Genomic DNA, 26,357 nt, shown 5'->3' on the forward strand with positions numbered 1-26,357 from the left:
TCTCAATCACGGCGGCAGCCCGTGAACTGTCGGCCGGACGTTACTCCACCAGCGCAGCTTCGAGGAGTTCGAGCGGATGTCGGATCTCGTAGCCGCTGCCGTGTTCCATCTGCATCGCGCAGGTCGGGCACTCGGTCATGCCGGTTTCGCCTTCGGCGTGTTCCATGTGCTCGAACATCTCCTCGCCGATCTCCATCGACTTCTCGTATTTCTCCTCTTTCCAGCCGTAGGTCCCCGAGATGCCGGAACAGGAGTCACCCACGTCCTCGACCTCAGCGCCGTCGAGGTCGCGGAACAGTTCGACGGCCTGGCGGTCGAGTCCCTGGTTGCGCGAGTGACACGGCGCGTGGTAGGCGAATTCCTCGGCGAGGTCGCCGTCCACGTCGGCCGCCTGCACTTCGTCCTTGAGGTCCTCGTGGATGCGAAGGTACTCGACGGCCTCGAAGGTGTTCTCGGCGACCTTGTCGATGCCGTCGATGTCGAACAGTTCGGGGTACTCCTGTCGGAGCGCCATCGAACACGAGGTACAGGAGGCAATGGCGTGGTATCCCTCGTCGACGAGTTCGGACATCGACGAGACGTTCGTCTCGGCGTGGCGGCGGGCGTCGTCGAGCATCCCGTTGGCGAACATCGGCGTCCCGGAACACTTCTGTTCGGGTGCCACAACCTCGTAGCCGAACTCCTCGTACACGCGGACCATCGCCTTGCCGACCTCCGGCGTGTTGTAGTTGGAGTAACAGCCGTGGAAGTACGCCACTTTTTTGTCGGCGTCCTCGGGGAGCCCGCGACGTTTGCGGGCTGCCTTCGCGTTCTCTCGCGACTGGACCTGACCGCCACGGTCGGCCCACCACTCGCGGAAGGTCTGTTTTGCGAATTCTGGGAAGTCACGCTCGCTGGTGACACCGAGCGTCTTCTCCATGACCCAGCGGGCCGGCCCGAAGTTCATGGCGAAGTTCGCCAGCCGCGGAACCTTGCTCGCGAAGAACGCGGAGGTGCGGTAGTTCGCGAGGATGCGGTTCCGGATGTACTCGACGGAGAGCTTGTCCATCTGCTCGCTGACGTACTCCCCGCGAGCGGTGTTGTGCATCTGGCTGAGCGGGACGCCCGATGGGCAGGCGTTGTCACAGCGCATGCAGTTCGAGCAGTCCATCACCGAGTCGTCAATCTCGTGGTCGTCGTCGGACTGCTTGAGCCGCCACTGCTCGGGGCCCTGAAACTTTGGGCCGGGGAAGTCGTCGTCGACCTCCGCGACGGGGCAGTTCGTGTCGCAGGTCGAGCATTTGAAACAGGAGTCCGCGCCGGGCCGGAGGTCGAAGTCGTCGCTGTCGGGGAAGACATCAACTGGTTCGAACTCCTCGCCTGTGTTCGGTGCTACCGGGTCAAACTCTGTCTCTGGTGGGGTTTCAGCGTCACTCATCGTGCTTCCTGTGCGGCGCGCTGGCCCGCCGCGTAGCCTGTTGCGATCGAGACCCCGCTACCGGATTTCTCAGCGGCGAAATCATAGCCGCCCAGTACGGAGCCGGCAGCGCGCAGGTTCTCGAACTCGCTGTGCTCGCTCGCATCGAGGGGTCGAAGGTCGTCGTCGGTCGCCACGCCGTAGCGGGCGAACTCGTGGTCGCCGAACAGTTCACCCTCGAACCAGTCATAGCGGTCCGCGGCGTGGGGGATGTGGCAGTCGAACACCGGTTCGTACACGCCCTCGCGGTCGGACTCGACGCCCTTGCCGACGAAGCCACCGGTCGCGAGAACGTACTGGTCGGCGCTGTTGGGTATCTTCGCGCCGTTCTTCTCGATGAATACCTTCTCGATACGGTCCTCACCGTCGAAATCGACGACTGGATTGCCGGTCTCGATGCTGGCCCCGGCCTCGTCCAGTGCCGAGAACAGCGCGTCCTCCAGTCGGAGGCCGGGTAGCGACGGCGGCCCCATCGGGACCTCGAACACGTCGACGCCGAGGTGGTCGCCCAGTGCATCACGGATCGCACCGGGGTTGTCGTCGCCGAGAATCGCCGGGAAGCCGACCCGCTCTTCGTCCTCCAGCAACGGGTTCACGCGCTGGGCGAGCGCCTCGCGGGCCGGGACCATTCGCCCGCGAACTGCCACCTCGCTGTTGGTGTCGAGCAGTTTTGCGTACCGCGTGACCTTCGCGTCCGCGCGCAGGTCGCCCGGGAACCGGATGGTCTCGCCGCGGACATCGAATGGCACGCCCGTTGCGTCGAGATGGGCAGCGACGTGGGGCGCGTCGAAGTCGACCATTTCCTCGATGCCGACCAGCAGCGTGTCGCGGGTGTCGCTGGCGAGACCGGCGCTGGCTCCGGCCGGGTAGCGGGCAGTCGGTTTGATACTTCCGCCGTGGGTCGGCAGGAGTGCGTTCGTGTCCGTGTGCTCACCTTCGTAGGTCGGGACCGCATCGTCGAACAGCGACAGTGCGTCCCGGACCGTCTGGACGCCGACCTTTCGGTAGGGATGTGCCTCCGGCAGTGACGGGATCGCCTCGTACGGGTCGGTTAGCGGGCCGTCGCCGTCCGGTGTGTAGCCGAGCACGTCTACCAGACCCGACGCCTGTCGGAGCGTGCTCTGTTTATACGAAACCAGTCGCACGTCGGCTCCCTCGCGGGCGGCCGCCAGTGCGCTGGTCAGCCCGCCGAGGCCGCCGCCGATGACGAGTACCTCCGACTCAATAGCCATTTGTCCCTCCGTCGGCGGCCACGTCTGCGCTATCCACGCTGCCGCCTGTTTGTCCGCGGCCCGAATCGAACGCCGAGAAGTCGACCGGCTCGCCGTCCGCCGGGTCCTGGTCGCGGTTCTGCGTGGTAGCGTGCAGTGCGTAGTTCAGGGCTGCCTGAGAGAGCTGTTCGCCCCAGAGGGCGTGTCGCTGCCCCTTCCAGCGTTCCTGAAGCAGTTCGTCCCAGGCCTCCCGGACAACTGGCTCGTCGTACTCCGAGTGGAGTTCACTCGCCATCCGGTGCGAGCAGAAGCCGCCCTGACAGTTGCCCATCGACGCACGGGTCCGGATGCGGACAGCGTTGAGGTCCGAGCCCGAGCCCCCGATAGCGTCTTGAATTTCGGCGCGGGTAACGCCTTCACACGCACAGACTGTCGGGTTCGGCCCGTCGGTCTTGAGCACGTCATCAGCCCGGGAGCCGAGCCGTTCAACGCTCCGACGACCGATCGGCGACCGGAGCCCGAACTCGTCCATGTAATCCCGTAGCACAGAGAAGTCCTCGCTGCCCGGAAGCGGCTCGTCGGCGGTCCGACAGTCAGCGTCGATGCCGAACTTCCCACAGACGTGGTCAGCGATCTGCTCACCCATCATTCGGTAGGTGGTGAATTTCCCGCCGACGATGCTGGTCATGCCGGGCAGGTCGTCGCGCTCGTCGTGGTCGAGCAGGAAGAAGTCCCGCGTGATGTCGGTCGGGTCGTCGCTACCGACATCCGGCGGTTCATACAGCGGACGGACGCCCCAGAACGAGCGGATGGTCCGGGCCTCATCGAGCATCGGAATCAGCTCCGAGAGGGTGTCGATCATCATGTCGACTTCCCACTGCTCTTCGGGGTAGTCCTCGGGGTCCTCGACCTCTTCGTCGGTCGTGCCAAGAATCGCGGTCGTCTCGTGGGGCACGACGATGTCGGCGTCGCCCTTGGGCCGACAGCGGTTGATGACGGTGTCGACCTGACGGATGTTCATGATGGTCATGACGCCCTTGGATGGGCGGACCTCGATGTCCAATCCGGCCATGTCGCCGATGCGACCGGCCCAAGCTCCTGTCGCGTTCACGACGTAGTCGGCCCGGATCTGCTCGGTCCCGCCTTCAGTGCCATGAACTCGCTTCCCGGGGCCAGAGTCGTGTTCGACCTCGATACCGACGACCTCGCCGCTCTCGACGAGGAGGTCAGTGACTTTGGTGTGTGTCTCGATGCGTGCGCCGTGCTCCTGTGCGCTCGCGGCGTTCGCGACGACCAGCCGGAACGGGTCGATAGCGCCGTCAGGGACGCTGATTGCCTTGTCGATGTCCTTGGCAAGATGTGGCTCCATCGCGCGGGCTTCCTCGCCAGAGACGACTTCGGCGGGAATGCCGCATTCCTCACAGCCGTTGAGCTTCTTCTGGAAGTACTCCTCGGAGTCCTCAGGTCGCTTGACGAACAGGCCACCGGTCATTTCGACACAGTGGCTTGCGATATCTCGCAGAACTCGATTTTCCTCGATACACTCGGTCGCACTGGCCTGGTCCGAAACGGCGTACCGCCCGCCACTATGGAGCAGCCCATGCATTCGACCGGTGGTCCCGTGGGTCAGATTCCCCTGTTCTACGAGGGTTACGTCGAGCCCGCGCATCGCGAGGTCCCGCGCGATGCCCGCCCCAGTCGAGCCGCCACCGATGACGGCGATGTGTGGTGTCGGTCCCATCTATCTTTCCGTGATTTTGGAGCGCACACACTTCACTTTACCGTTGCTGGTGCTTGGGTAGTAAATTTTCTATGTAATCATGAGGAATACCGACGAACTGTACTGTCAATTGTAAACGCCTGACATGGAATGTTTCGACTGACAGTTGTCCGAGTGATCGTACACAACTACTCGAATGTGGAAAATAAAATCGAATATTAAAATTCTAGAGCTATAATGACGGACTCTGACAGTATTTTACCTTCTCAAACTTTAATTATCACCGCTACCCACCCAACAGTAACTATTATATATTTTGATAGTTGATTGTCCCCGAGACCGTGTTGGCCGTTTGGCCAACGGGAGTGACAATGAGTAAATGGAACCCACTTGATTCAGAAGACGGCCCGCCTGACGGGGAACGCACCGACGGTGGCGTCACAGAGGGGCGGGATGGAAGCGAGTCAGAGCGTGGACGGCCGTCAACAGAAGCCCTCCAAGAAGAACAAGCGGCCGGGGAAACGGAACCCGACCCCGAACGGGCGGAACTGAAAGCACAGTGTGAGCAACTGGCGGCGGAACTCGAACAGGAGCGGGCAGACCGCCGGGCGCTCGAAACCGCTGTCGACCACCTCGCCACTGTTGCCAGAGAAAACGCCGACGGCGACCTCACCGTGAAACCGGGAGAGCCGCCGATTGAGACGGCTGCACCGCTGTATGAGGCATACGATGAACTGCTCCGGGAGTGGACAGACACCGTCGACCGGATGGCATCGTTCAGCGAGCAGGTGACCGCCGCAACGGAGCAGGTCGACACCCGCCTCGGATCAGTCAAATCAGCTAGCCGGGACGTGAGCGGTGCTGTCGGAGAGATTTCTACCGGTTCGGACGAGCAGCGAGACGAGATACAGTCGATCTCCGACGAGATGCGGAACCTCTCGGCGACGATTGAGGAGATAGCGAGCGCCGCAAACGAGGTCGCGGACACGTCAGGCAAAGCCAGCGTTCGAGGCGAATCCGCACTGGAGTCGGCATCCTCGGCAATGACGACGCTTGACCAGTTGACCGACAACGCCGAAGCGACCGTCGACAAGGTCGAACAGCTAAACGACCTGCTGTCGGACATCGAGGAGATTGTTGATTTCATCACGGACGTCGCGGACCAGACCAACATGCTGGCGCTGAACGCCAACATCGAAGCGGCCCGAGCAGGGGAATCCGGCGACGGATTCGCTGTTGTAGCCGAGGAGGTCAAATCGCTCGCAACCGAGACAAAGGAAGCGACCGACGAGATCGCGACCTCCATCCAAGAAGTTCACGAACAGGCTGACGCAACGGTTTCGGAGATGCACGACACTCGAGACAGTGTCGAAGATACCCGCTCGTCAGTCGCCAGCGCACTCGACGAACTGGATGCCGTCGTTTCGATGGTCGAAGAGGTCGATTCGAGCGTACAGGAAATCGATGATGCGACGGATACGCAGGCCGATTCCACACAGGAAGTCGTGTCGATGGTCGACGATGTCGAGGGGATAAGCGCCCGGACGGCCGAAGAAGCGGCCGTCGCCGCTGACGCCGCAGCGGACCAGACGACGGAACTCGCGGAGGTCTCGACGCGTGTCTCGACGCTCACCGAGCGAGCCGAGTCACTGGATGCATCACTCGATTCCTTTGAACTGGCGACCGGTGCGGCGGCGGCCAACACGAACGGGACCGTCGTCGAGTTCTGGCACGCAATGGGCGGTGAGAAAGCGTTACTGCTGGAAGAGCTCGTTCGCGAGTTCGAATCACAGACTGACGGCATCAGCCTCGCACTGCGGTCGAAAGGGAGCTACCGCGGGACGCTCGATGCGACGCTAAACGCCGCTGAAAACGGTAATCCACCGGCAATCGCACAGATATTTGAGATCGGCACCACGCGTGCGCACGACAGTGGATACTTTAGACCTGTCGAGGAACTCCTCCCGACAGCCCACATCGACTCACTGCTCGACCCGGTGACGAACTACTACCGGTTCGACGGGACGCTCCACTCGCTCCCGTTCAACGCGTCGAACCCGGTGATGGCGTACAACCGCGATGCGTTCAAACAGGCTGGACTTGACCCTGATTCGCCGCCAGAAACTCTCGCTGACGTTCGGAGCGCGGCTGAGACGCTCGTCGACAGGGGTGGCGTGGATGCTGGGATCACGTTTGCGAACTACTCATGGTTCGTCGAGCAGTGGTTTGCCGAGGCCGACCAACTCCTCGTAGACAAGAACAACGGGCGGTCCGGGGCACCGACGGAGAGCTATCTCGATGGCGAGTTCGCCCACAACTTATTCGACTGGTGGCAGGGCCTCGAAGCGGACGGCCTGTACCACGACCCCGGTATTGAGGCCAGAGGCGCGGCTCGAATCCATTTCGCTGAGGAGAACGCCGCGATGCTGATCGGCTCGACATCGTCGCTGAACAGTATCGAAAGCAGCGCCGACTTCGATGTCGGGACCGGCCGATTCCCCGTCCTTGACGACCGGACCGGCGTACTCGTCGGCGGCGCATCGCTCTGGGTCGGTGACGAAGTTTCCGAGGGGGTTCACGAGGCTGTGGGTGAATTCCTCACCTGGCTCACTGAACCCGCTCAACAGCGTCGGTGGCATCAGGAAACCGGCTACTTCCCAGTGCACGCGGATGCGATTCCACAGCTCCGGTCGGCGGACTGGTTCGAACAGAACCCACACTACAGGACGGCGTTCGACCAGCTCACGGAGACACGTGACACCACGGCGACGCGGGGCGCGCAGATAGGCCCGTTCGACACAGTGCGAACGATCATCGAAGACGCCGCCGACAGTATGGACGGACCCGATTCGGTCCCGTCCGCGCTCAAGCGACTCGACACACAGGTCACAAAACAGCTTGAACGGTACGATTCCGGCCGGTAGCACCGTCATATTCTTTCTTTACTCGCCAAACATCACCATTAGTAATCTTTATAATGGTTCACTATGTTGTTTACTGGCAAGGTGGTAGCTTTCATAAATAAGCTACCTCCACCACGGAGAACACAACAATGGCAGACACATACGTTGGCGCGATCGATCAGGGAACGACCGGTACCCGCTTCATGGTGTTCGACCACAGCGGTCAGGTCGTTGCGAATGCCTACGAGAAGCACGAACAGATTTACCCGGAGCCCGGCTGGGTTGAGCACGACCCCGTCGAAATCTGGGAAAACACGCAGGAAGTCGTGACGAAGGGGCTGGCGGATGCAGGTGTCGGTGCCGAACAGCTTGAGGCACTTGGCATCACGAACCAGCGTGAGACGACGATCGTCTGGGACAAGGAGACCGGCAAACCGGTCCACAACGCGCTGGTCTGGCAGGACCGCCGAACCACCGACCGCGTCGAGGAAATTCAGGAAGAGGACAAAGTCGAATGGATCCGGGGGAAGACCGGGCTGGAATGTGACGCCTACTTCTCGGCGACCAAGACCGAATGGATCCTCGACAACGCGGAGCCGCTCAAGATGCAGAGCTCGCGCGGCGCTGACCTCCGTGAGCGAGCCGAAGACGGTGAACTCCTGATGGGGACCATCGACGCGTGGCTCATCTACAAGCTCACCGGCAACCACATCACGGATGTCTCGAACGCATCGCGGACGATGCTGTACAACATCCACGACATGGAGTGGGACGATGAACTCCTCGAAGAGTTCGGCGTTCCGGAGTCCATGGTTCCGGAAGTCCGCCCGTCCTCGGACGAGAGTCTGTACGGGCACACCGACGCGGACGGCTTCCTCGAAGAGGAAGTCCCCGTTGCAGGCGCGCTGGGTGACCAGCAGGCCGCACTGTTCGGCCAGACCTGCTTCGATAAGGGTGATGCGAAGAACACCTACGGCACCGGCGCGTTCTACCTGATGAACACTGGCTCCGAAGCAGTCGCCTCGGATAACGGCCTGCTGACGACCGTCGGCTTCCAGATGTCCGGTGAGCCCGTCCAGTACGCGCTGGAAGGCTCCATCTTCATCGCCGGCGCGGCCATCGAATGGCTCGAGGACGTCGACCTCATCAACAACGCCGCCCAGACAGCGGAACTGGCCCGCTCGGTTGAATCAACCGACGGTGTCTACATGGTGCCGGCTTTCACGGGTCTCGGCGCTCCGCACTGGGACGGCCGCGCCCGCGGGACGATTGTCGGAATGACCCGCGGAACGCGAAAAGAGCACATCGTGCGTGCGACCCTGGAATCCATCGCGTACCAGACCCGCGACCTCGCGGAAGCGATGGAAGAAGACTCCGGTGTCGAGATGACGACGCTGCGAGTCGACGGTGGTGCAGTCAAGAACAACTTCCTCTGTCAGCTCCAGTCCGACATCATCCAGACGGACATCGCTCGACCGCAGGTTGACGAAACCACTGCCCTCGGGTCGGCATACGCAGCCGGCCTCGCCGTTGGGTACTGGGACACTGTCGACGAACTCCGCGACAACTGGCAGGTCGACGAGGAGTTCTCGCCGGAGATGGACGCCGAGGATGCAGACAAGATGTACGATCGCTGGGACGACGCCGTCGACCGTTCCCGCGACTGGGCACAGGAGGAATAACAGATGGCAATCGCATTCGGACTCACGGCGGTTGATATGCTCGTCCTTGCCATCGCGGCGTTCGCGGGTGGCGCGTTCGGGGCCTCTATCGGTGCACTCCCGGCGTTCTGTTTCACCGGCTTCATGGTGCTTATCGGAGAGGCCGGCAACGTCGTCTCCGAGTCATTTGTCGGCGGTTCGCCTGATGTCATTGCAGGTGCCGCCGGTGGCTACGGCGCTGGCATCGTCGGTCCACTGGCCTTCGGTCCCGTGTTCGGGCCGCACGTCGCCTTCGCCGGTGGTGTGGCAGCAGCAGCGTACGCTGCGAAGTACGACGGTATGTACGAGCCGGACGACGGTGACTACCACCCAGCGAAGGACATCGCCTACGCCCTCGGTACTCGACCGGATGTCCTTGCTGTCGGTGGGGTCTTCGGTATCCTGGGTATGGCAATCCGGCAGACGTCCGGTGGACTCGGGATTCCGATTGACCCGCCTGCAGCAGGTGTCATCCTGACGGCTGTTATCGCCCGTCTGGTCTTCGGGTACCCGGTTATCGGACGTGTCCGCGGCAGCAGCCTGCTGGATATGTCGCCATTCGAGAGCGGCAAGATGCGGTCGAGTAGCAGTGAAGAAGTCGCAACGGATGGTGGAATGGCCGCCGAACGACCGGCTGTCGAACCGTGGCTCCCACACCAGTACAAGTGGACGCACGTCGCAATGCTCGGGCTCATTACCGGCATCCTTGGTGCGTACATCTTCGCGAAAACGGGGAGTCTCTTCCTCCCGTTCGGTATCTCAGCAGCGAGCCTGCTGTTCCTGAACCTCGGCGTGGAGAAATTCCCGGTTACGCACCACATGACGCTCCCGGCAACGTTCGTCGCCAGTATGGCGATGACGGACGGAGCGAGTGTCCTAGTCGCACTTGTGCTCGGTGCAGCCTTCGGTATCCTGGGTGCGCTGCTCGGTGAGGTCTACCAGCGTATCTTCTACGCCCACTCAGATACGCACTTCGACCCGCCAGCCGCGTCGATCATCACGACGACCCTCCTCCTGGGCATTCTGGCACTGGCTGGAGTGTTCACGACGTCCGCAGCTGTCCCCCTGCCCTAAGAACTCATACGGCTTTTTATTTACAGGTCCAATCGAATATACACACGATCTAATTTCCAAGCATGGACATTGAAGCGAGAATCAAGCGTCGACAACGCCGGAACGGTGAGCCACGGCTCATTCAGGATTACGAGTCTATCTCACCGGTCGTCCACATAGAGGAGCCGGCCGACCGCGGGCCGGTCCTCGAACGGCTCCTCGACCACCTCGATCCAGTGTTCGATGGGCAGCTTCCGCCGAACGCGTACGTGTACGGCCCCTGCGGTTCAGGGAAGTCCGCGGTTATCACGGCGCTGTTCGCCAACTTAGAACAGCTCCCAACGGAGCAACAGGCGATTATCCACACAACGACCCGTGCACAGCCACCGACCTCGCCGTCGTTCGTCTACGTGAACGCCCGAGAGACCGCAAGCGAGTTCGCGTTCTACCACGCGGTTCTGGACGCACTCGTTGACGAATCGGTGCCAGAACACGGAATCGGGACGGAGACGCTCAAGTCGCGACTCCACGATCTGGTCCGAGAACAACGCACAGGAATCGTCATTGCAGTCGACCACATCAGCGAGCCGGAGAGTATTCAGGCTCCAGCCCTCGTTGACCTGTTTGCTGGCTTACCAAGCAACGTTAGCTGGCTCGCTATCGGCCGTGATGACCCGTCAGCGACTGAACTGACGCGGTACACCGCCGAGTCGATCAGTATCGACCGCTACCAGCGGCAGATGCTCGTCGACGTGTTGATGACCAGAACCTCGAACGGGCTGGCTCAGCAGGGACTCGATCACAGTCTGGCGAGACAGATCGCCGACTGGGCGGACGGAAACGCTCACGACGCTCTCGCCGCGCTGTTTATCGCTGCAGAGCTGGCCGAGGAACGGGGACAGGACCGGATCACACAGGCCAACGTCGACGCGGCCATCGCAGAGGTACCTGACCCCTGCGTTCCGCTGGGCGTCGTGCTCTCTCTGCCGACGAACCGACAGACCGTTCTCAGGGAACTCATCGACCTGGAGGAGAGCGAACGCTCCTCGGTAACAGCGACGACGGAGGCGATTGCGTCGTCACACTCAGTCGATCTCTCGGCCGGGACGGTCAAGCGGTTCCTCTACGAAATGGCCGAATCCGGCGTCGTTGACCGCGTCGAGGCGACGGTCACTAACGGACAGGGACGCCCGCCGAGCCGTGTCGAACCACGGTTCCCCCCAACGGCCTTCCGGCGGCTGTACGACCTGCAGCAGTAGCCGACGTTCCGCGGTCAGGTCGACGCTTTTTACACGCGCTGTGACGGGTCGCCTGTGCCGCCAGTCAGCGCGGACGCCAGTGCGCCCCGAACCACGACATCGTCGCCGAACTGCGTCAACTGGATGTCCGGAATGTTCGACATCACCATGTCATCAAGCCGCTCCCGAATTGGATTTAGTACCTGCTCGGGGTTGTTGAGCGCAACGGCCCCACCGACGTAGACGACGAGGGGGGCGTACGCGTGAACGATGTTCGCGACGCCGATAGCGTTCCAGTGACAGATCTGGTCGAGAACGTGAGACGCGAACTCATCTTCACCAGCATACTCGAAGATATCTGCCGCCGAAAACTCCTCAGTCTCGATTGGGAGCGCCGTCTCGACGGGGTCCTCTCGGTGCAGTTGTGTGGCATACCGGGGAATGTTCTCGCCCGAGCAATATGCCTCCCAGTGGCCGTCGTGCCCACAGCCACAGGTCATGAAACCGTGCGGATCGATGGTCAGATGCCCGACTTCGCCGGCGTTGCCGTCCCAGCCTGACAGGATGTTCCCGTCAACGGCGACCCCAGCGCCGACTCCGGATGAGATAGTGAGATACACCATGTCATCGGGGCTCCGGTCCGAGTAGAACCGTTCGCCGATGACGCCGGCGTTGGCGTCGTTGTGTAGCGACACTCGCTCGCTGCCGATGAGGTTTTCGACCGGCCCAGTCAGCGGAATCCGGTCGATGGTGTCTGGAAGGTTCGCTGGGTTTTCGACGACACCTTCGGCCAGATCCATCGGGCCGAAGGATCCGATACCGGCGGCAACCACGTCTGTGGGGGCGATGTCGGCGGCGTCACAGGCCTGCCGGATCGCGTCGAGGACAGCCTCCGTGACCGCAATGCCCGCCGGTCCACGTGGTGTTTCAGTTTTGTGTGACGAGACTATCGAGCCCGTCTCGTCACCGATAACAGCGCGAATATGTGTCGCTCCGAGGTCGACCCCTGCGTAAGCGCCCATGCTGGTCGAAGGGTTGCCCCACCGATACTTAACTACACAGATTCTACTGCGGTCAGTAGTCTCGCTCCCTGCCTGAGATGTCCTCTCGTCCAACGGACTCCTCGTAGACGACGCCGCGCTCGGAGTCTAGTGTAACAGTCGACCCGTCGGAGACAGCATCAGGCAGGTCCGCGTTCGATATCATCGGAATCGAAAGCTCGCGGGCGACGATAGCTGCGTAGCTCGTGACGCCCTCGTGGCCGTCGATGATGCCACCGATGCGGCTGGTGTCGCCAACGAACTCGCCGTCAAACCCTTCTGGAACCGCCAGTATCGCCCCCTCGGGGACGTTCGAGAGGTCACCTGGCGACTCCCGGGGCGGGGCCGTCGAAATCCGATGGACGGGGCCAGTCACTAGGCCATCAACAATGGACCGACCGCTCGCGACCGTTTCGGCCGCAACGTGGACTTTCAGCATATTCGCCGTATTCATTCCCTCCAGTTCGGTCATCATCCCAGAGAGGACGACGACCGTGTCACCGCTGTCCGCGGCCTCGGTGTCGAGGGCTGCCTGCACTGCCGTTTGGATGACGGCATCAGCGCCCTCGGTAGTGTACTCGGTCGTTACGGGTGTGATACCCCACGAGAGCGCGAGCTTTCGGCGGACGCGCTCGCTCGGTGTCGACGCGACGATGGGAATCGACGGCCGGTATTTCGCCGATTTCAGGGCAGTGTAGCCAGACTCGGACGCGGCGACAATCGCCGACGCCCCGATGTCGCGGGCGAGGAACCGACCCGAGCGTGCGAGCGCGTCTGTTCGGGTATCCCCGGCGTTTGGAACGCGCTGTTCGCGGGATTCGGCGTACTCTTCGCTGCCCTCGACATCGCGGATAATCCGGTCCATCGTCTCGACGACACGGGCCGGGTGGTCACCGATCGCCGTCTCACCAGAGAGCATCACTGCATCGGTACCGTCCAGAACTGCGTTTGCCACGTCTGAGGCCTCCGCGCGGGTCGGCCGCCGGGAGTGGACCATCGAGTCAAGCATCTCGGTGGCCGTGATGACCGGGACGCCGGCCTCGTGACACCGGCGGATGATGCGCTTTTGAATGATAGGGACATCCTCAAGGGGGCACTCCACGCCGAGGTCACCGCGGGCGACCATCACGCCATAGGCCTCGTCGATGATCGAGTCGAGGTTTTCGACGGCACCGGCCCGTTCAATCTTGGCGATGATCGGAATGTCGACACCGCGCTCTTCGAGTGCCTGGCTGATCTCGTAGATATCCTCGCCGTCACGGACAAACGAGGCGGCCACGAAATCAGGCTCCTTCTCGGCGGCCACGTCGAGTTCTTGTTCGTCGTTTTCCGTAATCGTCGGCAGGTCGAGTTCGACGCCGGGAACGTTGACGCCTTTGCGGGCGGCCAGTTCGCCGCCGTTCTCGACGGTCGCAAACACTGTCTCGTCCTCGACACGTTCGACGGTCGTCTCGATTCGGCCGTCATCGAGTAACACCCGGTCGCCCGGCTCGACTGCCGTAATCGACTGCGAAAGCCCGACCTCTTCTGGCGTCGCGTCGTCACCGACGACATACCGGATGGTAGACCCCTCCGTGAGCTGAATCGGTTCGTCGATCTCCGCGGTCCGGACTTCCGGCCCAGGCATATCGAGCATGGCCGCGACCGGTTCCTCGACTGCCTCGTCCACCTGCCGGATGCGATCGATCATTTCACGGCGGTGTTCCGGCGAGCCGTGGCTCGCGTTCAGTCTGGCAACGGACATACCGGCTTTTGCGAGTGACGCGATGTCGTCGACCGAGTCCGACGCAGGACCAAGAGTACAGACGATCTTTGCGCTACGCATTGTGACCTCCGCATTCGGGGAGCCACAGTTTACAGCGTTCATAGTTAATCATACCCTGCCGTTCCCCGCGAAGGGATAAGAAGCTTGCTGGACGCCGTAGCTACCGCGAAATCGCTTCTGTATCACCGCTGAGAATAGAACGGATTTCGTCTGGTGATACGACAGCAATATCGCCTGGTATCGTCCGTTTGAGTGCGGCCGTCGCGGCACCCCAAGCAAGCCCGTCTGCAACGGTGCCACCGGAGAGGTACTGCGAGAGGAAACCACCGACAAAGGAGTCGCCGGTCCCAACCGGGTGCGCATCGGTCGACTCGAACGTCGGTTGCTCCGTTACAGTCCCATCAGCAAGCGCGAGCGCCCCATCGCTACCGCGGGTGATCACTGTCGCTTCGAACCCATACTCGGCGGCGAGGTCCCGAGCGATCGTTTCGGCGTCGCCGGTCCGGTCCAACACGACGTTCGCATCGCGTTCGGCAACAACGAGCAGGTCGACAGACGGGAATAGCTCTGTCAGAACTGAACGGGCTTCCGCCGGCGTCCAGAGCTTCGAGCGGTAGTTCAGGTCGAAGCTCGTCGTCGTGCCCGCGTCTTGTGCGAGCGAAAGGAGGTCAGCAGTGGTCGATTCGAGCGTCTCCGAGAGCGCCGGTGTGATCCCCGAGGTATGGAACCCCGCGGCGTCTGCGATGGTCTCCGTGGGAAGCTCAGCTGGTGTGGCGGTTGTGACACTGGCGTTTTGGCGATCGTAAATAACGTCGTTGCCCCGTGGTGGGCTGCCCTGTTCTAGATAGTATGTTCCCTGTCGGGCGCTGTCGGAGTCGTCCCAGGCAACATCGACCGACACGCCGTGGTGCTTGAGTTCACCCGTGACTCGGCGACCGACCGGTGACTCGGGGAGTTTCGACGCCCACATCGCGTCGACTCCGAGCCGTTGCGCAGCAACTGCGACGTTCGACTCCGCGCCAGCCGCCCTGACGGCGTACTGGTCTGCAGTCTCCAGTCGCTCGTCGCCAGGTGGCGATAACCGCAACATCGTCTCACCGAACGTAACTAACTCCGTCATATCCACCGTTGCTCACTGGCTTAGTATAAATCCCGGAGAACCAGTCGTCTGACGGCGGTGGTAATCACCTCTTACTATATTATAGACAGTTACTTCGTAGTTTTAATTGGTGAGTACCGCCAGCATTAGTTTTCTCCAAAAGTTTATGTGCTATAGTAATTTACACACGCCAGTATGGATTCAGGGAGAAATGGTGGTGGGCCGTCCGTCTTTAGGCGAGACCTACTCCGTTCGATTGGTGCCGCCGGGTTGGCCGGACTTGCGGGCTGTGGTGGCAGCGAGGGTGTGACAGATGGGGACGGGACGCCGACCCCAACTCCAGTTGGAAACTTTCCGGTATCCGGGGATTCGGTGACGTTCGGTTTCAACGTTGCTTCCTCCGGGGCGTACTCAACGGCCGGTAAGCAGGAGATACGCGGTTTCAAACTCGCGGTCAAGCACATTAACAACGGTGGTGGGTGGGTAACAAGCGAGAAGTACAATTCGCCTCTGGACGGTGACGGACTTCTGGGCAAAGATGTCGAATTCGTTGTCGAGGACACGGGTGGAAGTTCAGATACTGCCCGAAGCAACGCACAGCGGCTTGTTGATGGTGAGGAGGTGATTATGCTTGCTGGTGGGACATCAAGCAGTGCTGGCCTGGCAAATCAGGAGGTTGCTGCGCAGAACCAGGTTATCTACATGGCGACGATGGCTAACACGAACTCGCTGACGGGTGCTGACTGCAACCGATACTCCTTCCGCGAGATGTTCAACAACCACATGGCGGCCGAGGCGCTGGCCCCAGCCCTCAGTGACGAGTTCGGAAAAGATGCCAATTACGTCAAGATATTTCAGGACAACGACTGGGGTCAGACGCTCCGGGACGATATGGATGCAGCCCTCGGGAATGTCGGCTGGGCACCTGTCTGGGATACGACTGCACAGGTCGGGACAAGCGATTATTCCCAGTACGCCGCAGACATCAAGTCGGTTGATTTCGACGTGATCGTCCTCGGGCTCGGCGGCCTCGACGCAGTAAACGCACTCAGAGCGTTCCGAGACGAGTTCCCGGAATCGAATATCGTCCTTCCGATGGCTTCGAGAGAGATTGCCGAGACCGCAGGCGGTGCGATAGAGGGCGTTATCGGAACAGTCGCCTGGAGTCCGGCGATCAACTCGCCGCTGTCTAACACCTTCCGAGAAACGTTCCGTGAGGAGTATGGCAGTTCGACAGGGTCCTCGAAATCGGCAGCCCCATCGGGGGCAGCGCACATCGCGTACACGCAAACGTTGCAATACGCCAGCGCAGTCGAGCGGGCGGGAACGTTCAACCCGATCGACGTCATCGGAGCGCTCGAAGGACACGAGTACGACGCCGGTCTCGGACCGCAGACGCTCCGGGCCTGTGACCATCAGGCGATGCGTCAAGTACCGGTTGTAAGGGGGAAGTCAGAGATACAGCAATCCTACGGCACCTACTACGACTTGATTGGGGAGCCAGCGGATGTACAATATGCGTGCGACAGCGGGCCAGCGGCTAACTGCTCGCTTGGAGGGAGCTAAGTATGAGTTCAGGAGAGACACAGATACCAGACAGTTCAGAGAACGATTCGAACGCCTCCGGTGGGATTCTGGCGACAGTCGTCCCGGATGCCATCCGGCGAAACTTCGCACTCAAATTCGGTATCGTCCTCTTTATTATGGCGCTGTCGGTTGGTCTCGTTGGCCTTGCCGCGACAGAGCAGGTCAAAAACTACACGGAACAACAGGTTCTGAGTGACTACGAAAACGCCGCTGCACAGGAAGCTGACATCCTGTCACAGTGGGTCGACCGAAACCGGCTATCGACCCAGTTCGTCTCTTCCAACGACATCTGGGCCAGTAGTGATACCGATGATATCGATATCGAACTCAACAATCGGAAAGCCGCTTTGTCCGCAGATGCTGCCGACATCCATCTGGTTGAACGCAATGCCGCCCAATCGCAAGTTGTCGCCAGCACATCTAACTCACAGGTGCTGACCAACTCACCGCTCGAATCGACGAGCAGGGCCTGGCTTACCGGTACGAACTTCGAAACGGCAAGCGATGTCGTCGTTTCCGACGTGTACCAGACGAACTCGGGCCCGGTCGTCGGCTTTGTCAGCCCTGTCGATGCCTCGCAGAATCGGTATATCCTCATCGAATACTCGCTTGACGAGATCGCGAACTCGCTTCAGGGGAACAACAGGGCTGAAGGCGGGTTTACCCAAGTCGTCAACGGGTCGGCGGTCGTCATGATCGACGAACCCAGAGACGGGAGCCGCGGCCTCGGAGGGAATATGCTGCAGTCGTACAGCGAGAACAGTCGCGCTAACGAACCGATCAGCGAAGCGAACGGCCTCCGATCCTCGGAACAGCAGTCTGGTGTCACCGCTGATATGCCGGCGGCCGACGTGCTCAGTGAACGCTACACCGTTGGCTATGCACCAATACAGGGGACAGACTGGGTCGTCCTCGTGCACGCGCCCAACTCCGCGGTCTTTGGCTTCGTCCAGAACGTCCAGCAGTACGGGCTCATCGGGACGGCGCTGATGGTGTTGCTCATCGCAGGTGTCGGTGCAATACTCGGATACAACACGGCAACATCGATCGACCGCCTGACCCGAAAAACGGACCAGATGCGACAGGGGAACCTCGACATCGACATCGCTACCAGTCGTATCGACAACATCGGTCGCCTGTACAGCGGGTTCGCTGATATGCGCGACGCCCTCAAAGAACAGATCAACGAGGCCGAGCGTGCACAGAAGGAAGCGGAGGTTTCCCGCGCCGAAGCCCTCGAAGTCAACAAGTACCTCCAGAAGAAGGCCGAGGAGTTCTCCGACGTGATGGAGGAGACGGCCGCTGGAAACCTCACTGAGCGAATGGCGACAGACGGTGAGAACGAGTCGATGGACCGTATCGCCAGCGAATTCAACGGCATGGTCGACGAACTCGAAAAGACCATCGGCCAGCTCAACAGCTTCGCCGACGAAGTCGCGGAATCTGGAGACGTCGTTCTGTCGAGTGCGGAGTCCGTCCGTGACGCGTCCGAACAGGTCGCCGAATCGACACAGAAGATCTCCGACGACGCCTACGACCAGAAGGACCGCCTCGCAACCATCTCCGAGGACCTCGACACCCTCGTAGACACGCTCGAAGAGTTGGAAGCGGATAATCCGGACATCGATCTGGGCGACTCGCTTGAGCGGTTCCGGACGGTGGCGACGACGCTACAGTCAGCCGCCGAAACGAGTGACCAGATGATGGCCGAAACCCAGACCGTCGCCGGCGCAGCCGAAGAGCAGGCTGCAGAGCTCAACGAAGTGTCCTCGCGAGCCGAGCAGCTCAAACGATATGCGAAACCACTCGGTGACATCCTGAACCGCTTCGAAACTGAAGCCGAGCACGAGTTCGTCTTCTCGGGCGGTCCGTCACAGAGCCTCGGAGAAGAGGAAGAGGAGTAACCCGCCTCACTGCTCTCACCGAAACCGACTTTCGCGCTGGCGTCGTACCAGATTCAATGAGCGACGACGCAGGCGATATCTCACGAGCAGAACTCGCCGAGTACTGTCGAACCCAAGCTGCGATTCTTGCGGGCCATCTGGACCAGCGCAGTGCGGAGCTTTCCGATTTACTTGCGGAGATCGAACAGGACACTGCTGACGCGCGCGCCTCATTGGCTGGGGGTCCCGAACGACCGGACGCCAGTGCGGAGGCGACTGTCGCAGACATTGAGGCCAAGCAGGAGCAAGCGCAAGCGAAACAGGCAGAACTAGACGAGTACCGAACGCTCGCTGAGGGGTATACCGATCTTGCAGAACAACTCGCCGGGGGCTCCGGCGATCTTGAGACCGTTCTGGAATTCGAAATCGACACCGATGCGCCGACGTATTTCGACACCGAAACGACGATTCTGGGAGCGGCGACCGGAGAAGATGGGGACGGCTGATTTCACGGTGAACAGGCGGTTATACAGCGTCGGCTTCTGCTGACAGCCATCGTTTTTCACGGTGAGCCAACGCTGAATTCAAGTAGCTCGTGGGGAGAGACTGTCCTCGCCACGAGGGAGCCCGGCTCACCTTTTCCGGAGTCAGTCGACGTGCCAGCGTGAGATAGCCCGCCGTTCCCCAAGGGATTGCTCTCCAATCTGAATAGGTAGTGCTAACTCAAATTCGATATAGCCACATACAGTTTATGTGTTCCGGGTAGATCACCGAGGGTGGAGTATAGAGATTACCATCGGTAATTATGGAATGGATCACCCGCGGAAATATCAGTCAGTCAGCCCCACAGTCAGAAACCCCAGCAGGCCCGAACTTATGAATTAAACGTACGCTCGACGAGGTATTTGACCAGATAGAACCCGCCAATAAGGGTGACAGCCATGACTACCAGTACAATCGCAATCATGAACAAAAGGACGAGTGCGTCGTTAGCCACCGGACTCACTCTCCTGAGAGAACGCGTGTCGTCGGGAACGCATATCGCTAGCTTCAGTCTCGACACGCTAATGTAGGAGGGTTTCGGTTCAGCAATATTAGTGCTCGTGAGTTATACTGGAGTCCATCTATCGGAGGTGTTTGGTGTTACGTGCGCGGAGCTGCCACGCCGAGACAGGGTCGCTTGAAGCCAATACAAGGCTATTCTCGGTGCACTACACTCTCCGGATGATACACAAAGACAGCGAAGCGCTACGCGGGTTCTTCGATACGAACAGGTCTCGTGACGAGCCGAATACGTCAGTCACAGGATACCGAGCCCGCCGGACTTCCGTGGCAATGATCGTGATTGGCGTGTACGCAAAGGTAGCATTCGCAGCACTCATACATCGTCGAATGAGGCGAGCAGTCTGAGTCTGAGTCTGAGGTGCCGAATGGGGTCCAATTGAAAACTGATACAACCACACCAAGCGTCTCCAGCTCGAAACCGCTGGTGACCCACATTATTCCGACGACAAGAAGCAGGCTGGACCTACGGCACGACGGGGCTGAGTGCACCTGTCGAGCGTTGCAACCCGCGACTGTTTCTGGCGAGGCACGGGACACGCTACTGGCCGACGAAATGGCGCTCCGGACATTGGTGCGCATACTCTCGTCTCCCGTACTCCACGACTGACGAGCAATACCTGTACGAAGGCTGTGAGTTGGTCCAGCGGTTCCGTAAAACGACAGAAAAGCGCCCAGTGACAGTCCAAGTTGCCCGAGAAACGGAATCGCTCGGAACCACGGAAGGCGGAGTTTTCTGGACGGCCACAGGAGGCCAATGCAGTAGCGAGCGTTTCCGGCAACTGTCCCGGAAGCGGACCCGACGCCGCCACGCTCTAGAAGCGCTATGTCGCGCCCTCCTGGAACGACTGGACGAGGGCAGCGTGGACTCAGTGTCTCTCGGTGAGAAGGATGCCGGAAGTGCCTGCAGTGGGCGATGCAGGCCTGTTGACGGGGGATCAAGACCACGCTCACTGTCCGGTATGTATCAAAGGCCGAGCCGACCGTACGTTGTCAGAAACGGTTCTGGAGTGGCACGCAAAACAGGCAGTCAAGCTGACGACGCGGCTCGTGGGATTGAGCGAGACGACCACGCCTATTTGGAGTCTACCCTTCATTGTCTCAAAGACTAGCGCATAGACCGGAGTACCGTCCTGTGTGACAAGCATCTCGCGTCCGGGAACACTAGACTGGCTGAGACTCAAGAGGAAAACTGCCGCCGTTCTCCGCTGAGAGGATGCCAGCTACAGTGACACATACCACATCCGAGGGACTGTGGATGCTACGTAGTGTGGGAAGGTCAAGGAGCCAACCGAACCGTGCAGAGAAATCAGTGAGGCCGAGCAGGTAGACAGACTGCCAGCTCCATAGGTTCGACTTCGGCGAGTAGTGGATCCTGTATAGTCTTGGCCTCGACCCCGTGGTCGTTCACTGCACCAAGCCGAATATTGATGTCCTCTTAACAGGCGGCAGTCTGCTTTCGTCCACCTGAATCTGGTTGAGCAGGCGGACCAACCAGAGAGAGTACGGTGATCTGCACCTGTTTTAATATTTGTGAGTGTGTGCTTACTACCCGTCAAAATGTAGAATTTTTTGCAGTAACGCAGCAAATGCCGGCGAAATGGGGTACTATACACCCAAATAAAGGCTTTTATCCCGAAGTATGGGACTACATTGAAGTCCCCGGCGTCCGAGGGTGAAATATGTCCAGTGGTAGTGAGCGGACGACGGTTCGGACGTACATTCCGGCCTACCAGAAAGAACAGTGGCAGGCCCACGCCGAGGAGTTGGATATGAGTCAAAGCGAGTTCGTCCGGACGATGGTACAGGCGGGTCGAAGCGGATTCGAGTCAACAGCCTCCGAGACAACTGAATCAGACGCCGCTGGGAGCAATAGTGAGGAACCCCATTCTCCGGACGCTACCCCCGGGGGTGACGGGCTGAAAGACCGGGTCCAGGAGATCCTTGCTGACGGGGACTACTACGAGTGGGACGACCTGCTCGCAGAGCTGACCGACGATATCGAGGAGCGACTCGAAGACGTACTGCAGGAACTGCAGTCAGACAACAAAGTGCAGTACAGCGGGCGACACGGGGGGTATGTTCGAGACGAATGAGCACAGATACAGCGACACCGGACGCCGAGTCGGACCCAGTCGGGTACTTCTTGGATGACATCACGTACCACGGAAAGAGCGACCGGACTCGTGCATCCTACGAGCGCGTCCTTCGGGACTTCGAATCCTATCTGGCGGACGGCCACCAGCCCCTCCCTGTCCGAGAGGCCTCGCACCGGGACTGCATGGCATACGTCCACAGCCTCCGTGGTGATGTCGAGGAAAGCACTGTCGCGACGTATGCCTCCTATCTGCACCGGTTTTTCGCATACATGACTCAGGTAGGCGCCTTCGAATCGAACCCGATGACGCTGGTCATGGAGGAGATGGATGAGTCCATCAACACCGACCCGACCCGCCGGGAGATAGACCTCCAGTCGATGCGTGCGTTCGTAGACAGCGTCTCGCACCCGCTAGAGCGAGCTATCATAGTGACACTGTTGAAGACGGGAATGCGGGCCGGCGAACTGTGTAACCTCGATATCCGTGACCTCAACCTCGAAACCCCCGGGCCCAGACCGGAGATCCCGGTCCGAGCGGGCCTCGACGGGCGTCCAGACTCATTGTTCGTCGCCTCGGACCCGGCCCGTGGCGAGGCCAGCAACGGAGAAGAACGGACCGCGTCCAACAAGCGGAAGCGGGAAACGACGATTCCAGTCGACGCCGAGCTGGCATCCGTGCTGCGACGCTGGCTCGCGATTCGGCCGGACACACAGTCCCCGGCAGCGCCGCTGTTTGTGTCTACAAGCGACAGTTGGGGAGAGCGGGTCACGCCGAACATGGTACACCACATCGTCGAATCCCACGCCCGCGAGTTCGGTTGGTACACGGACGGTGGGGGAGCCGAAGAGAACGTGACGCCGCACTACTTCCGGCACTTCTTCACGACGCATCTTCGGGACCGGACCGGCGACCGCGGCGTCGTCAAATACCTCAGAGGCGACGTGGCCCAAGACGTCATCGACACGTACACCCACGAGTGGGGGACCCGAGTCAGGGATGTGTACGAGGCTGAAATCTACTCGCTATTGTAATTTTTTAATCAATTGTTTAACACCGTAATCGCATTCGGGATGGTCGCTGCTGAACTAATAAACTTCATACCGCTATATCGAATTGGGTGCACTCTGCTTCGCATTTATGCAGTCTCAATGACTACTTTGCTAATTGCATACGGGACAGGCGGGTTCCATGCGCCGGTTGCCCCGTGGAACGATCCTGTGGTGAAATCGGTCGAACAGTCCGTTGACAGGCACTTTCCAATCAGCAAGCCAGCATAGCACATCACGGACTGAGACGGGGGCAGAACCAGAGACTGTCGGCACTAAGCGCACACACTCACATATCAGACGCTATCTGGAGGAAGGGCCATCTGGAGAAACTACTCAGGGTCTAGAAGTTTCGACTCGGCGGTTCGGAGATGTTCGAGAAGCGTCGTCTTCGAGATATCCATCTCGGCGGCGAGTTCGCGGACCGAAATCCCGCGCGGCCACTGGTAGTAGCCTGCTTCGCGGGCTGCTTCGAAGGCTCGTCGCTGAGCCGGCGTTAGCGAGTCGGTTCGCAGCCCACCCACTGACCGCTCAGTATCGCTGTCCGGCGTGACGATGGATTCGACCGACACGTCAGCGTCGGCATCAGCCTCAACAGCATCGAGTGCGGGCTGAATCTCGGGCCGTTCGCCGGTGAAACTCACCTGCCACCGTTCGCGGCCGTCTTCGATGCGAACGGGGGCGCTGTGGACGAACCCGTGTTCAAGTAGCGTCGGACAGACCAACTCACCCGGGTCGTACTCAAGCAGGAACTGCCTGACGACGGTGCCCGGCGCATCGCGCTTGTGGCCGACACGTGCCTGAAGTTCCTGTATCTCTCCAGCGTGGGACGACGCGCGGACTGCGTCGAGACAGTCCTCGACAGCCGACTTCGTGGCACCGTACGCCGTAAACACGCCGTTGACCGATGCTGTCGGCGACTGTGCAGTCTGTTGCACCGTGTGTGCCAGGATACCGCCATCGGTGCGGTCGGTTGCTTCGATAGCCCAGCAGTTCGGGTGCCACAGGTCGAGCGTCAGTCGTGCGCCGGCGCTTTCAGTGTGACTCATGGGATGTGCTGAAATGATTGGTTGGGGGCCCTAAGAGAGTGGTCATTGTCTAGTGTGTCCGACACCGGCGGTTGCAGTGTGCGATTCGACGCGGTCCATCAGTGCTGATGCCGACACAACGAGGGCCAGGTACAGTATTGCCACCAGCACAAACAGTTCTGTATACTGGTACGTCTCGTTAGCGAGGGTGCTTGTCCTGCCGTACAGTTCCTGAACAGTGATGAAACTCGCCAGCGAGGAGTACTTGATGAGATACACGAGTTCGTTCGTCCAGCTGGGAAGCGCGAGTCGCAGACCCTGTGGAACGACAACGTACCGTATCCCTTCGAGCTTCGAGAGCCCAATTGCGCGTGCGGCAGTCAACTGGCCGCCGTCGACCGAGTCCAGTGACGCGCGCAGATATTCGGACTGGTAGGCGGCGCTGTTCAGCGTGAAGCTGATAACGGCGACCCAGAACGCCTGTGCTGGAATGAATCCGACACCGACCCCCGGGACGCCTCTGAGAACCTGCGTGAGTGAGGTCGCGAAGTAAAGCACGAACAACTGGGCGAGCAGCGGCGTTCCGCGGATGAGTTCAGTGTAGGATAGGGCGAGCCACCGTGCCCACCGCCCTCCGTACACGCGAACGACGCTGAGCGGGAGCGCCAGCGCGAATCCGAGACAGACACTGAAGACCGTCAGTAGGACCGTCGTCCAGATGCCATGTGCCAGCGCCGGCAGGTACGCCGTCGCGTCGGCGGCGAACTGGAGCGTCTCAGCGAACCATGCCAGCGGCGCTTCGGCGGCACCGAGCGGCGCGGCGAGCGATGCGACGGTATCCGCTGCTGTCAGGAACGGGGCCGCCGGGAGAAACGGTGTGCCACGGTCGAGTCCAAATACTCCTGCGAGAACGAAATCGGTAGTCCACCGGGCCAGAACCCAGATCCAGAACAGCGTCAGGCCGATTGTGAGTGGACGGACGGTGAAAACCGTCCCGACGCGGTCCCGGAGCGGTGATGTTGTGGATTCAGCTGTGCTCATGCCGTTTCCTCGTGCGCGTGCAATCTGCTCAGGAACTGCTCGGTTCGGTCCGCTGTGGGGTTCTGGAACAGTTGCTCCGGTGGGCCGTGTTCGACGACCTCGCCGTCATCAAGGAACACGATGTCAGACGCGGCCGACCGGGCGAAATCCATCTCGTGACTGACCACGAGCATCGTGATGCCCTCCGCTGCGAGGTCGCGCATCACCTCAACGACCTCGCCAACGAGTTCGGGGTCGAGCGCGCTGGTTGGCTCGTCGAACAGCAGCAGTTCCGGGTCCATCGCGAGTGCGCGAGCGATGCCGACGCGCTGTTTCTGTCCGCCAGAGAGTTCGGCGGGGTATGAGTCCGCCTGCTCCAGCAATCCGACCTGTTCGAGATGCGTCCGTCCGGCGGCCTCGGCGTCAGCAGCGTCCATCCCGAGTACTTTCTTTGGGCCGAGCGTGACGTTTTCGAGCGCAGTCAGGTGCGCAAAGAGGTTGAAATCCTGAAACACCATCCCGACCTGTTTTCGCAGTTCGTTGACGTCGGTGTCTGCCCCAGTCACGTCTTCCCCGTCGAGCGCAATCCGGCCACTGTTGATCTCGGTTAGCCGGTTCACACATCGGAGCAACGTGGATTTGCCCGAACCACTGGGTCCGATGAGGACCGTCACGTCGCCCTGATCCATCTCGAGGCCAACGCCTTCCAGTACTTCTTCGCTCCCGTAGGACTTGTGCAGGTCGTCGATTGAGAGTAGTGGCTGTGTCATGTCGTTCCCTCCGGTACCGCGTAGTAGTCGCTGAGTCTGTCGAGCGACCGGTTCGTCGCGAACGTCAGCACGAAGTAGACGAGGCTGACGGCGAGGAATATCTCGAGTGCCGCAGTCGACTGCCCGCCTTCGTAGAGGTTCTGGCCCGTCGTCAGGAGTTCGCCAATACCGATGACGATAGCGATGCTCGTGTCCTTGAGGACGATAGTGAACTCGTTCTGGAAGCCCGGAACGCTCCGGCGCAGCGCCTGCGGGACGACGACGTGCCGAATCGCTTCGAACCGGGACATTGCGACGGCGCGTGCCGCTTCCAGTTGCCCATCGTCGACGCTCTGGAGCGCACCGCGGAAGATCTGGGACTGGTAGGCGGCGCTCCGGAGTCCGAGTGCGATGGTCGCCGTGACGAACGCGCTACTGGAAACGGACAGGCCGAAGTACAGGATCATGATGATGACAAGCAGCGGCGTGCCACGAAGGACAACCCCGACCTGTTCGACCAGCCGACGGGCTCTGTCCGAGCCGTACACCTCTATCGCACCGGCCGGGAACCCGATGGCGAATCCAAGGAGAATACTGGCTACGGTAAGCGCGACGGTGACAGCTGTCCCGCCGAGCAACAGCCCCATGTTATCGACAACGAACAGCCAGTCGGCAGTCTGGAGTAGGATTGCTGCCAT

The 26,357-nt window shown here is 60.6% G+C and carries 20 protein-coding genes; 9 read left to right on the forward strand and 11 right to left on the reverse strand.

The window, feature by feature from the left end; translation table 11 throughout:
- Positions 1-40: 40 nt before the first annotated feature.
- From G9C82_RS02895 to glpA, 3 genes are read right to left on the reverse strand one after another with little or no spacing between them, the layout of a single operon-like run.
- Positions 41-1,417, reverse strand: coding sequence for an anaerobic glycerol-3-phosphate dehydrogenase subunit C (locus G9C82_RS02895; RefSeq protein ID WP_007189879.1), 1,377 nt, complete (start codon positions 1,415-1,417; stop codon positions 41-43).
- Positions 1,414-2,688 carry a glycerol-3-phosphate dehydrogenase subunit GlpB gene (glpB, locus tag G9C82_RS02900; RefSeq protein ID WP_011223085.1) on the reverse strand — a complete coding sequence of 425 codons (1,275 nt, stop codon included), beginning with the start codon at positions 2,686-2,688 and terminating at the stop codon, positions 1,414-1,416. The genes G9C82_RS02895 and glpB overlap by 4 nt, the downstream gene beginning before the upstream one ends.
- The gene (glpA, locus tag G9C82_RS02905; RefSeq protein ID WP_004962086.1) at positions 2,678-4,408 is read right to left on the reverse strand and encodes an anaerobic glycerol-3-phosphate dehydrogenase subunit GlpA; all 1,731 of its coding nucleotides are present in this window, start codon (positions 4,406-4,408) and stop codon (positions 2,678-2,680) included. Before glpA ends, glpB begins: the two co-directional genes overlap by 11 nt.
- 350 nt (positions 4,409-4,758) lie before the next feature.
- Here glpA and G9C82_RS02910 point away from each other — a divergent pair, with 350 nt between their 5' ends.
- The 4 genes from G9C82_RS02910 to G9C82_RS02925 all read left to right on the forward strand — a co-directional run bounded on the left by G9C82_RS02910 (position 4,759) and on the right by G9C82_RS02925 (position 11,302).
- Positions 4,759-7,311, forward strand: coding sequence for an extracellular solute-binding protein (locus tag G9C82_RS02910; protein ID WP_127013321.1), 2,553 nt, complete (start codon positions 4,759-4,761; stop codon positions 7,309-7,311).
- 128 nt (positions 7,312-7,439) lie between these two features.
- Positions 7,440-8,972, forward strand: coding sequence for a glycerol kinase GlpK (gene glpK / locus G9C82_RS02915; RefSeq protein ID WP_127013322.1), 1,533 nt, complete (start codon positions 7,440-7,442; stop codon positions 8,970-8,972).
- 3 nt (positions 8,973-8,975) lie between these two features.
- A complete protein-coding gene (locus G9C82_RS02920; protein WP_127013323.1) occupies positions 8,976-10,064 on the forward strand; it encodes a hypothetical protein in 1,089 nt (362 codons plus the stop codon).
- 62 nt (positions 10,065-10,126) lie between these two features.
- The gene (locus tag G9C82_RS02925; RefSeq protein ID WP_127013324.1) at positions 10,127-11,302 is read left to right on the forward strand and encodes a Cdc6/Cdc18 family protein; all 1,176 of its coding nucleotides are present in this window, start codon (positions 10,127-10,129) and stop codon (positions 11,300-11,302) included.
- 29 nt (positions 11,303-11,331) lie between these two features.
- Here the strand turns inward: G9C82_RS02925 and G9C82_RS02930 are convergent, their stop codons facing one another.
- The 3 genes from G9C82_RS02930 to kdgK1 all read right to left on the reverse strand — a co-directional run bounded on the left by G9C82_RS02930 (position 11,332) and on the right by kdgK1 (position 15,206).
- Positions 11,332-12,303, reverse strand: coding sequence for an ROK family protein (locus G9C82_RS02930; RefSeq protein ID WP_004962100.1), 972 nt, complete (start codon positions 12,301-12,303; stop codon positions 11,332-11,334).
- A 52-nt stretch (positions 12,304-12,355) separates the two neighbouring features.
- Entirely contained in the window at positions 12,356-14,146 is a 1,791-nt protein-coding gene (pyk, locus tag G9C82_RS02935; RefSeq protein WP_049939135.1) for a pyruvate kinase, read from the reverse strand.
- Positions 14,147-14,246: 100 nt separating this feature from the next.
- Positions 14,247-15,206 carry a bifunctional 2-dehydro-3-deoxygluconokinase/2-dehydro-3-deoxygalactonokinase gene (gene kdgK1, locus G9C82_RS02940; protein WP_127013325.1) on the reverse strand — a complete coding sequence of 320 codons (960 nt, stop codon included), beginning with the start codon at positions 15,204-15,206 and terminating at the stop codon, positions 14,247-14,249.
- Between the two features lie 351 nt (positions 15,207-15,557).
- Here kdgK1 and G9C82_RS02945 point away from each other — a divergent pair, with 351 nt between their 5' ends.
- Genes G9C82_RS02945 through G9C82_RS02955 form a run of 3 tightly spaced genes read left to right on the forward strand, consistent with a single transcriptional unit; the run spans position 15,558 to position 19,161 of the window.
- Entirely contained in the window at positions 15,558-16,751 is a 1,194-nt protein-coding gene (locus G9C82_RS02945; RefSeq protein WP_121302939.1) for an ABC transporter substrate-binding protein, read from the forward strand.
- Between the two features lie 2 nt (positions 16,752-16,753).
- Positions 16,754-18,676, forward strand: coding sequence for a HAMP domain-containing protein (locus tag G9C82_RS02950; RefSeq protein WP_127013326.1), 1,923 nt, complete (start codon positions 16,754-16,756; stop codon positions 18,674-18,676).
- A gap of 56 nt (positions 18,677-18,732) precedes the next feature.
- Positions 18,733-19,161 (forward strand): hypothetical protein, encoded by a 429-nt coding sequence (locus G9C82_RS02955; RefSeq protein WP_127013327.1) that lies wholly within the window; start codon positions 18,733-18,735, stop codon positions 19,159-19,161.
- 368 nt (positions 19,162-19,529) lie between these two features.
- Here the strand turns inward: G9C82_RS02955 and G9C82_RS20845 are convergent, their stop codons facing one another.
- Positions 19,530-19,652: a hypothetical protein gene (locus G9C82_RS20845; protein ID WP_004962120.1), complete on the reverse strand. Its 123-nt coding sequence runs from the start codon at positions 19,650-19,652 to the stop codon at positions 19,530-19,532.
- A 1,747-nt stretch (positions 19,653-21,399) separates the two neighbouring features.
- Between G9C82_RS20845 and G9C82_RS02960 the strand changes: the two genes are divergently transcribed.
- Positions 21,400-21,813 carry a DUF5805 domain-containing protein gene (locus G9C82_RS02960; protein ID WP_007189890.1) on the forward strand — a complete coding sequence of 138 codons (414 nt, stop codon included), beginning with the start codon at positions 21,400-21,402 and terminating at the stop codon, positions 21,811-21,813.
- A complete protein-coding gene (locus G9C82_RS02965; protein ID WP_011222990.1) occupies positions 21,810-22,847 on the forward strand; it encodes a tyrosine-type recombinase/integrase in 1,038 nt (345 codons plus the stop codon). The genes G9C82_RS02960 and G9C82_RS02965 overlap by 4 nt, the downstream gene beginning before the upstream one ends.
- Positions 22,848-23,194: 347 nt before the next feature.
- Here the strand turns inward: G9C82_RS02965 and G9C82_RS02970 are convergent, their stop codons facing one another.
- From G9C82_RS02970 to G9C82_RS02985, 4 genes are read right to left on the reverse strand one after another with little or no spacing between them, the layout of a single operon-like run.
- Positions 23,195-23,911, reverse strand: coding sequence for a helix-turn-helix domain-containing protein (locus G9C82_RS02970; RefSeq protein ID WP_127013328.1), 717 nt, complete (start codon positions 23,909-23,911; stop codon positions 23,195-23,197).
- Positions 23,912-23,953: 42 nt separating this feature from the next.
- A complete protein-coding gene (locus G9C82_RS02975; protein ID WP_127013329.1) occupies positions 23,954-24,931 on the reverse strand; it encodes an amino acid ABC transporter permease in 978 nt (325 codons plus the stop codon).
- Positions 24,928-25,680: an amino acid ABC transporter ATP-binding protein gene (locus G9C82_RS02980; protein WP_004962134.1), complete on the reverse strand. Its 753-nt coding sequence runs from the start codon at positions 25,678-25,680 to the stop codon at positions 24,928-24,930. Before G9C82_RS02980 ends, G9C82_RS02975 begins: the two co-directional genes overlap by 4 nt.
- Positions 25,677-26,357: an amino acid ABC transporter permease gene (locus G9C82_RS02985; RefSeq protein ID WP_004962136.1), complete on the reverse strand. Its 681-nt coding sequence runs from the start codon at positions 26,355-26,357 to the stop codon at positions 25,677-25,679. The genes G9C82_RS02980 and G9C82_RS02985 overlap by 4 nt, the downstream gene beginning before the upstream one ends.

This window comes from Haloarcula sp. R1-2 (assembly GCF_011627385.1).
Classification (GTDB): Archaea; Halobacteriota; Halobacteria; order Halobacteriales; family Haloarculaceae; genus Haloarcula; species Haloarcula marismortui.

Excerpts from the sequence above, each read along its gene's own strand:
- G9C82_RS02975 (WP_127013329.1), bottom strand. The coding sequence starts at position 24,931 with ATGAGCACAGCTGAATCCACAACATCACCGCTCCGGGACCGCGTCGGG.
- G9C82_RS02930 (WP_004962100.1), bottom strand. The coding sequence starts at position 12,303 with ATGGGCGCTTACGCAGGGGTCGACCTCGGAGCGACACATATTCGCGCT.
- kdgK1 (WP_127013325.1), bottom strand. The coding sequence starts at position 15,206 with ATGACGGAGTTAGTTACGTTCGGTGAGACGATGTTGCGGTTATCGCCA.
- G9C82_RS02950 (WP_127013326.1), top strand. The coding sequence starts at position 16,754 with ATGAGTTCAGGAGAGACACAGATACCAGACAGTTCAGAGAACGATTCG.
- G9C82_RS02960 (WP_007189890.1), top strand. The coding sequence starts at position 21,400 with ATGTCCAGTGGTAGTGAGCGGACGACGGTTCGGACGTACATTCCGGCC.
- glpK (WP_127013322.1), top strand. The coding sequence starts at position 7,440 with ATGGCAGACACATACGTTGGCGCGATCGATCAGGGAACGACCGGTACC.
- G9C82_RS02980 (WP_004962134.1), bottom strand. The coding sequence starts at position 25,680 with ATGACACAGCCACTACTCTCAATCGACGACCTGCACAAGTCCTACGGG.
- G9C82_RS02965 (WP_011222990.1), top strand. The coding sequence starts at position 21,810 with ATGAGCACAGATACAGCGACACCGGACGCCGAGTCGGACCCAGTCGGG.
- glpB (WP_011223085.1), bottom strand. The coding sequence starts at position 2,688 with ATGGCTATTGAGTCGGAGGTACTCGTCATCGGCGGCGGCCTCGGCGGG.
- pyk (WP_049939135.1), bottom strand. The coding sequence starts at position 14,146 with ATGCGTAGCGCAAAGATCGTCTGTACTCTTGGTCCTGCGTCGGACTCG.
- G9C82_RS02925 (WP_127013324.1), top strand. The coding sequence starts at position 10,127 with ATGGACATTGAAGCGAGAATCAAGCGTCGACAACGCCGGAACGGTGAG.
- G9C82_RS02895 (WP_007189879.1), bottom strand. The coding sequence starts at position 1,417 with ATGAGTGACGCTGAAACCCCACCAGAGACAGAGTTTGACCCGGTAGCA.
- G9C82_RS02955 (WP_127013327.1), top strand. The coding sequence starts at position 18,733 with ATGAGCGACGACGCAGGCGATATCTCACGAGCAGAACTCGCCGAGTAC.
- G9C82_RS02985 (WP_004962136.1), bottom strand. The coding sequence starts at position 26,357 with ATGGCAGCAATCCTACTCCAGACTGCCGACTGGCTGTTCGTTGTCGAT.
- G9C82_RS02920 (WP_127013323.1), top strand. The coding sequence starts at position 8,976 with ATGGCAATCGCATTCGGACTCACGGCGGTTGATATGCTCGTCCTTGCC.
- G9C82_RS02970 (WP_127013328.1), bottom strand. The coding sequence starts at position 23,911 with ATGAGTCACACTGAAAGCGCCGGCGCACGACTGACGCTCGACCTGTGG.
- G9C82_RS02910 (WP_127013321.1), top strand. The coding sequence starts at position 4,759 with ATGAGTAAATGGAACCCACTTGATTCAGAAGACGGCCCGCCTGACGGG.
- glpA (WP_004962086.1), bottom strand. The coding sequence starts at position 4,408 with ATGGGACCGACACCACACATCGCCGTCATCGGTGGCGGCTCGACTGGG.